A 5,437-nucleotide genomic window follows, 5' to 3' on the forward strand; every position below is an offset into this window, starting at 1 on the left:
AAAAAACGCTGCTCCTTCCATCTTAAATTTAGTGAATGAGCCGCTTTTTATTTATAATTAGTCTATATAATAGGATTTTAGAATCCTAATTTCTTTGCAATGTGTGCAGGGATTGCTTTCTTGTGAACCAAGATATTCATGGTTTTGTATTTGGCAAAAGCTTTAGATGCATACCAGATACCTTTGTATTTACCGCTTAATCCCCATGAGTTTTTTACCATGTAGTATTCTTTACCATTCTGGTCTTTAGCAATACCATAGATAAGCATTCCGTGGTCATCGGTAGTTTCCCAGTTGTCGAATGCTACCTGGCGCATTTCTTGAGTCACCTCAATTTCAGGAAGCGGTTTGCTGGTCAGCTCCTTGCGTTTGTCTGCCTTGCTGAGTCCCAGCCAGTGTGCCATGTCTGAACCTGTCAGTTCGGCTCCTTTTTCTGCATTCGGGCATACGGCTACACCATCACGGGTAAATCCTTCTTCGCTGACGTCAGCTCCCCATGCGAAAGTATATCCATTGTTGATGGCATTGTCCATTACTTCCATCAATTCATCGATAGGCAGGTTGTAAGACAATGCATTGCGCCAGTTGTCTTGTACCTCAATGCTGAATGGTTCATAAAAAGGATGATGAGTGAAAGAAGTTAGTGATACATAGTTGTTCATATCTAGTCCAAGCACTTCATCTGCAAATGTTCTCGGGGTGTAAGTTTTTCCTTTGTAGGTGAATTCTTTCGGGCATTCTCCTAAATAAGTATTGTAAATAGCTGTTACGCCTTTTTTCCATACCGGACTCAGTTTGCTCTGTTTGCCTTTTCCGATTGCCTGTACGTATGCTTCAGCTACCGCATCCAACTCATTGTGATTAGGTAATGAGTCTCCGTATTCGATACCCGGCATTACGTCCTGAGGAACCATACCATAATTTTTGTAGCAGAATACGATGTCTTCAAAACTTCCACCCGGTGAGAAAGAAGCGTCTCCGTGGTAGCGCACATAATTTACTGCACGGTCTTCCATTGTTTTGTGTACTACAAACATTTCAGAAAGGTCGAATTCTCCTTTACCTTCACGCAGCAGTTCTGATTCTAAGAATCCAATGCTAGAAAATGACCAGCATGTGCTTGAACGATTCTGGTTCTTTATGGATGTAATAGGGTTTTCTTTTACTGTTGTAAATACGAATCCTTCTTCAGCTTTGTCTTTCTTGGGATTTTTTGCATAGATGTTACCAAAGCAAAGTCCTGCAACAGCTACTAAAATCAGTTTGTTCATTGTTTTGATATTTATGGTTATAGGGTTAATAAATACGTGATTATTCATTCATGATGGCTTCTACCTCATCAAACGTGATGGGGATACGTTTTTCGCCCAGGAATCTGGAACCATTTTCGGTAATCAGGATGTCATCTTCCAGGCGGATACCGCCGAAGTCCTTGTACTTTTCAATTTCGTCGAAGTTCAAGAAATCAGTGTGTAGCTTTTCTGTCTTCCATTTATCAATCAGAGCAGGAATAAAGTAGCACCCCGGTTCGTCGGTAATGACAAAACCTTTCTGGAGTTTTCGTCCCATACGGAGCGAAGCCAGTCCGAACTGAGTGGATGGTTGCACTTCTTCGTCATAACCCACGTAGCACTGGCCTAAGTCTTCCATATCGTGTACGTCCAGTCCCATCATGTGTCCCAATCCGTGTGGCAGGAATAAGGCGTGAGCACCTGCAGCTACTGCTTCGTCGGTATTTCCTTTCATTAAGCCCAGTTCTTTCAGCCCTTCTGTAAGTACCTTACATACTTCCAGGTGTACCGACTTGTATGTCACTCCCGGACGTGCCAGTTCCAATGCCTTGTCGTGGCAGGCAAGTACGATGCCGTAGATGTCACGTTGGCGACAGGTAAATTTTCCTCCTACAGGAATTGTACGGGTATGATCAGAACAATAATAATTCATCAGTTCGGCTCCTGCATCCGTCAGCATCAGTCTGCCTTCTTGCAGGATATGACTGTGGTCGTGGTTATGCAGGGTTTGTCCGTTTTGTGTGAGGATGGTGGCAAATGAAACCATTCGTCCATAAGATGATGCAATGCCGTCAAGCACTCCAGCTATATATTGCTCGGATACTCCTGGTTTACAGAGACGCATGGCCGCTGTATGCATTTCATATCCTACATTGCAGGCCTTGTCAATTTCTGCAATTTCGCATTCTTCTTTCACGGAGCGTAATGAGACCACCGCTTTAATCAGTTCAAGAGAGGCATGTTTCTTGGTCATGGATGCCCGGATACCTGTCAAATCCTCCAGCAGCATCATGTTGTCATAGCGATAAGGAGGGAGGAAGTGTATTTTTCTTCGCTGAGCGATAGCCTTTCCTACTATTTCTTTCAACATGTCGAAAGGATAGCTTTTTTCAACTCCCACCCGTGCTGCCAGTTCTTTTACGCTAGGCTGAGGACCCATCCAGATGATGTCGTCCATGTCGACGTCGTTGCCAAAGAAATAATCTTTGTCATTATCTATGTCGATGATGCCGGCATAACCCGGGTGTGAATGTCCGAAGAAATAGACAAAAGAACTGTCCTGTCTGAACTTGTATGTGTTGTCGGGATAGTTGGCCGGTGCTTCATTGTTTCCTAAAATAAGAATGATACCGTTGCTCATCTTTTCCCGCAGCGCTTTCCGACGTTTTTGATAAGTAAGAGAATCAAACATAGTTATTTCTTTTTGATGTAATGTTTGTGAAAATAATGTTGCAAATGTAGTAAATAAAATAGAAAAAATGGCTGCGGTGTAATGGAAAAACATATATTTGCAATTGCCAAGATTACTTTAAAAACTGAGGTCGTATGAATCTGGATTTGCAAAAAACGGGATTGGTTCTCGAAGGAGGAGGTATGCGAGGGGTGTTTACTTGTGGAGTCTTGGATTTCATGATGGATCACCACATACAGTTTCCTTATGTGATAGGTGTGTCAGCAGGAGCCTGTAACGGATTGTCGTATATGTCTCATCAGCGAGGGCGGGCAAAGTTTAGTAACATTGATATGCTGGCAGAATATAATTATATCGGGTTGAAATATCTCTGGTATCAGCATAGTATTCTGGATCAGCATTTGCTTTATGATTTGTTTCCCACAAAGATTCTTCCTTACGATTTTCAAGCCTATTTTAATAATCCTGCCCGCTTTGAGATGGTAACGACTAATTGTGTGACGGGAAGGGCTTGTTATCTGGAAGAGAAAGAAAACCGGGATGGCTGGAGACTGGTGGATATTGCCAAGGCTTCAAGCAGTCTTCCGTATGTCTGTCCGATTACGTATGTAGACGGACGGCCTATGCTTGACGGAGGAATTGTTGATTCTATACCTGTCCTACGGGCCATGAGTCAAGGATATGAAAGAAATGTAGTGGTTTTGACTCGTAACAGAGGGTATCGTAAGACCGAAAAAGACATTCGGGTTCCTCGGTTTATTTATCGGCGTTATCCGCGGCTGAGACTTTTGCTTAGCCGACGGTGTGCGGCATATAATGAACAATTGGAGATGGTAGAGAAACTGGAGGATGAAGGACGTATTATAGCGATTCGGCCGGAAAAGAAAGTGGTAGTGAATCGTATTGAAAAGGACATAAAGAAACTGACCGATTTGTATGAGGAAGGGTATGCGTGTGCGGAGAAAGTGTTGACACCCTATTTGAAGGTATAGCACATAAAAAAATCCGGAATGAATTTCCGGATTTTTTTATTATTTATTTTGCGAAGCTGACAGCACGGGTTTCACGGATAACCGTAATTTTAACTTGTCCCGGATAAGTCATTTCGTCCTGAATCTTCTTGGCGATTTCAGTGGACAAGCTTTCTGTCTGTTTGTCGTCAATCTTGTCGGCGCCTACAATGACACGCAACTCACGTCCGGCCTGGATGGCGTAAGTCTTGGTTACACCCGGATAAGACATAGCCAATTGTTCGAGGTCATTCAGACGTTTGATGTAAGCCTCTACAATTTCCCGGCGTGCTCCCGGACGTGCACCAGAGATAGCGTCACATACTTGTACGATAGGAGCTAGAAGGCTGGTCATTTCCACTTCGTCATGGTGTGCGCCAATGGCATTGCAGATATCTGCTTTTTCTTTATACTTTTCAGCCAATTTCATACCTAACAGTGCGTGTGGCAATTCCGGTTCTTCATCAGGCACCTTACCTATATCATGCAGCAGTCCGGCACGTTTCGCTTTTTTCGGGTTCAAACCTAACTCAGAAGCCATTACTGCACATAAGTTGGCTGTTTCACGTGCGTGCTGTAAAAGATTCTGGCCGTATGAAGAACGGTATTTCATCTTACCGATGATACGAATCAGCTCAGGATGCAATCCATGGATACCCAGGTCGATTGTGGTACGTTTACCTGTTTCGATAATTTCGTCTTCCACTTGCTTGCGTACTTTTGCTACCACCTCTTCGATACGTGCCGGATGAATACGTCCGTCAGTTACTAATTGGTGCAAAGCCAGACGTGCAATTTCGCGGCGTACCGGGTCAAAGGCTGAAAGCACGATTGCTTCTGGCGTATCATCTACTACAATTTCTACACCTGTGGCAGCTTCCAATGCACGGATATTACGTCCTTCACGTCCGATGATGCGTCCTTTGATTTCATCCGATTCAATGTGGAATACAGTGACAGAGTTTTCAATGGCAGTTTCAGTAGCTACTCTCTGAATTGACTGAATTACGATACGTTTCGCTTCACGGTTTGCGGTGAGCTTGGCATCGTCCATGATGTCGTTGATGTAAGATTGTGCCTGTGTCTTCGCTTCCTCTTTCAGTGATTCCACCAGACGTTCTTTAGCTTCTTCAGCCGACAGACCCGAGATTGTTTCCAGTTTTTCTCTTTCCTGTGCCTGAAGGTTATCTAATTCTTCTTTCTTTTTTTCGATGATTACCAGCTGTGCATCCAGGTTTTCTTTGATAGCTTCCGTTTCATTGCGTTTGCGCTGAAGCTCTTCATTCTTCTGGTTGAGCACCATTTCGCGTTGTTTTAACTTATTTTCGGCTTGCTGGATTTTCTGATTGCGCTGGGCGACTTCTTTCTCCAGATCTGCTTTTTTATTCAAAAATTTTTCTTTTACTTCCAGAAGCTTGTTCTTCTTGATTACTTCAGCTTCAGTTTCGGCTTCTTTGATAATTGTGTCATATTTTGTCTTTAAGCCGTACTTAAAGAATCCATACGACAATGTCCCTCCCACCAGGAAAGCCACAATTGTTAGTATTACTGTCGTCAACATTATAATTAATTTAAGTATATAAATCATTAGTGTCCAATAAAAATGGACGAGTTAAAAATTTAATCAAATAGTCCTTCAAAAAGGGGACAATCGAGTTCTTTGACATCATTGAAATTAGTCTTATCGAACAGGTCACGTAAGTGGGTTTTGTCCGTTAGAGAAA

4 protein-coding genes and 1 pseudogene are annotated in these 5,437 nt (G+C 42.9%); 1 reads left to right on the forward strand and 4 read right to left on the reverse strand.

What is annotated here, in order from left to right:
• Positions 1 to 77: 77 nt before the first annotated feature.
• Together ACMJ0U_RS10535 and ACMJ0U_RS10540 are read right to left on the reverse strand one after the other, a co-directional pair.
• On the reverse strand, positions 78 to 1,271 hold the full coding sequence (locus ACMJ0U_RS10535) for an aminopeptidase C (protein WP_417129882.1): 1,194 nt from the start codon (positions 1,269 to 1,271) through the stop codon (positions 78 to 80).
• A 40-nt stretch (positions 1,272 to 1,311) separates the two neighbouring features.
• On the reverse strand, positions 1,312 to 2,703 hold the full coding sequence (locus ACMJ0U_RS10540) for an aminopeptidase P family protein (protein ID WP_417129883.1): 1,392 nt from the start codon (positions 2,701 to 2,703) through the stop codon (positions 1,312 to 1,314).
• Between the two features lie 134 nt (positions 2,704 to 2,837).
• On the opposite strand from ACMJ0U_RS10540, the gene ACMJ0U_RS10545 reads away from it, so the two are divergent.
• The gene (locus tag ACMJ0U_RS10545; RefSeq protein WP_417129884.1) at positions 2,838 to 3,695 is read left to right on the forward strand and encodes a patatin-like phospholipase family protein; all 858 of its coding nucleotides are present in this window, start codon (positions 2,838 to 2,840) and stop codon (positions 3,693 to 3,695) included.
• A 43-nt stretch (positions 3,696 to 3,738) separates the two neighbouring features.
• On the opposite strand, the gene rny is transcribed toward ACMJ0U_RS10545, so the two are convergent.
• Positions 3,739 to 5,274 (reverse strand): ribonuclease Y, encoded by a 1,536-nt coding sequence (rny, locus tag ACMJ0U_RS10550; RefSeq protein ID WP_417129885.1) that lies wholly within the window; start codon positions 5,272 to 5,274, stop codon positions 3,739 to 3,741.
• Between the two features lie 59 nt (positions 5,275 to 5,333).
• Positions 5,334 to 5,437 (reverse strand): annotated as a pseudogene (locus ACMJ0U_RS10555) (IS4 family transposase); the annotation flags it as partial.

Origin of the sequence: Phocaeicola sp. (genome assembly GCF_048170425.1) — a bacterium.
Taxonomy (GTDB): Bacteria; Bacteroidota; Bacteroidia; order Bacteroidales; family Bacteroidaceae; genus Phocaeicola.

Excerpts from the sequence above, each read along its gene's own strand:
- ACMJ0U_RS10545 (WP_417129884.1), top strand. The coding sequence starts at position 2,838 with ATGAATCTGGATTTGCAAAAAACGGGATTGGTTCTCGAAGGAGGAGGT.
- rny (WP_417129885.1), bottom strand. The coding sequence starts at position 5,274 with ATGTTGACGACAGTAATACTAACAATTGTGGCTTTCCTGGTGGGAGGG.
- ACMJ0U_RS10540 (WP_417129883.1), bottom strand. The coding sequence starts at position 2,703 with ATGTTTGATTCTCTTACTTATCAAAAACGTCGGAAAGCGCTGCGGGAA.
- ACMJ0U_RS10535 (WP_417129882.1), bottom strand. The coding sequence starts at position 1,271 with ATGAACAAACTGATTTTAGTAGCTGTTGCAGGACTTTGCTTTGGTAAC.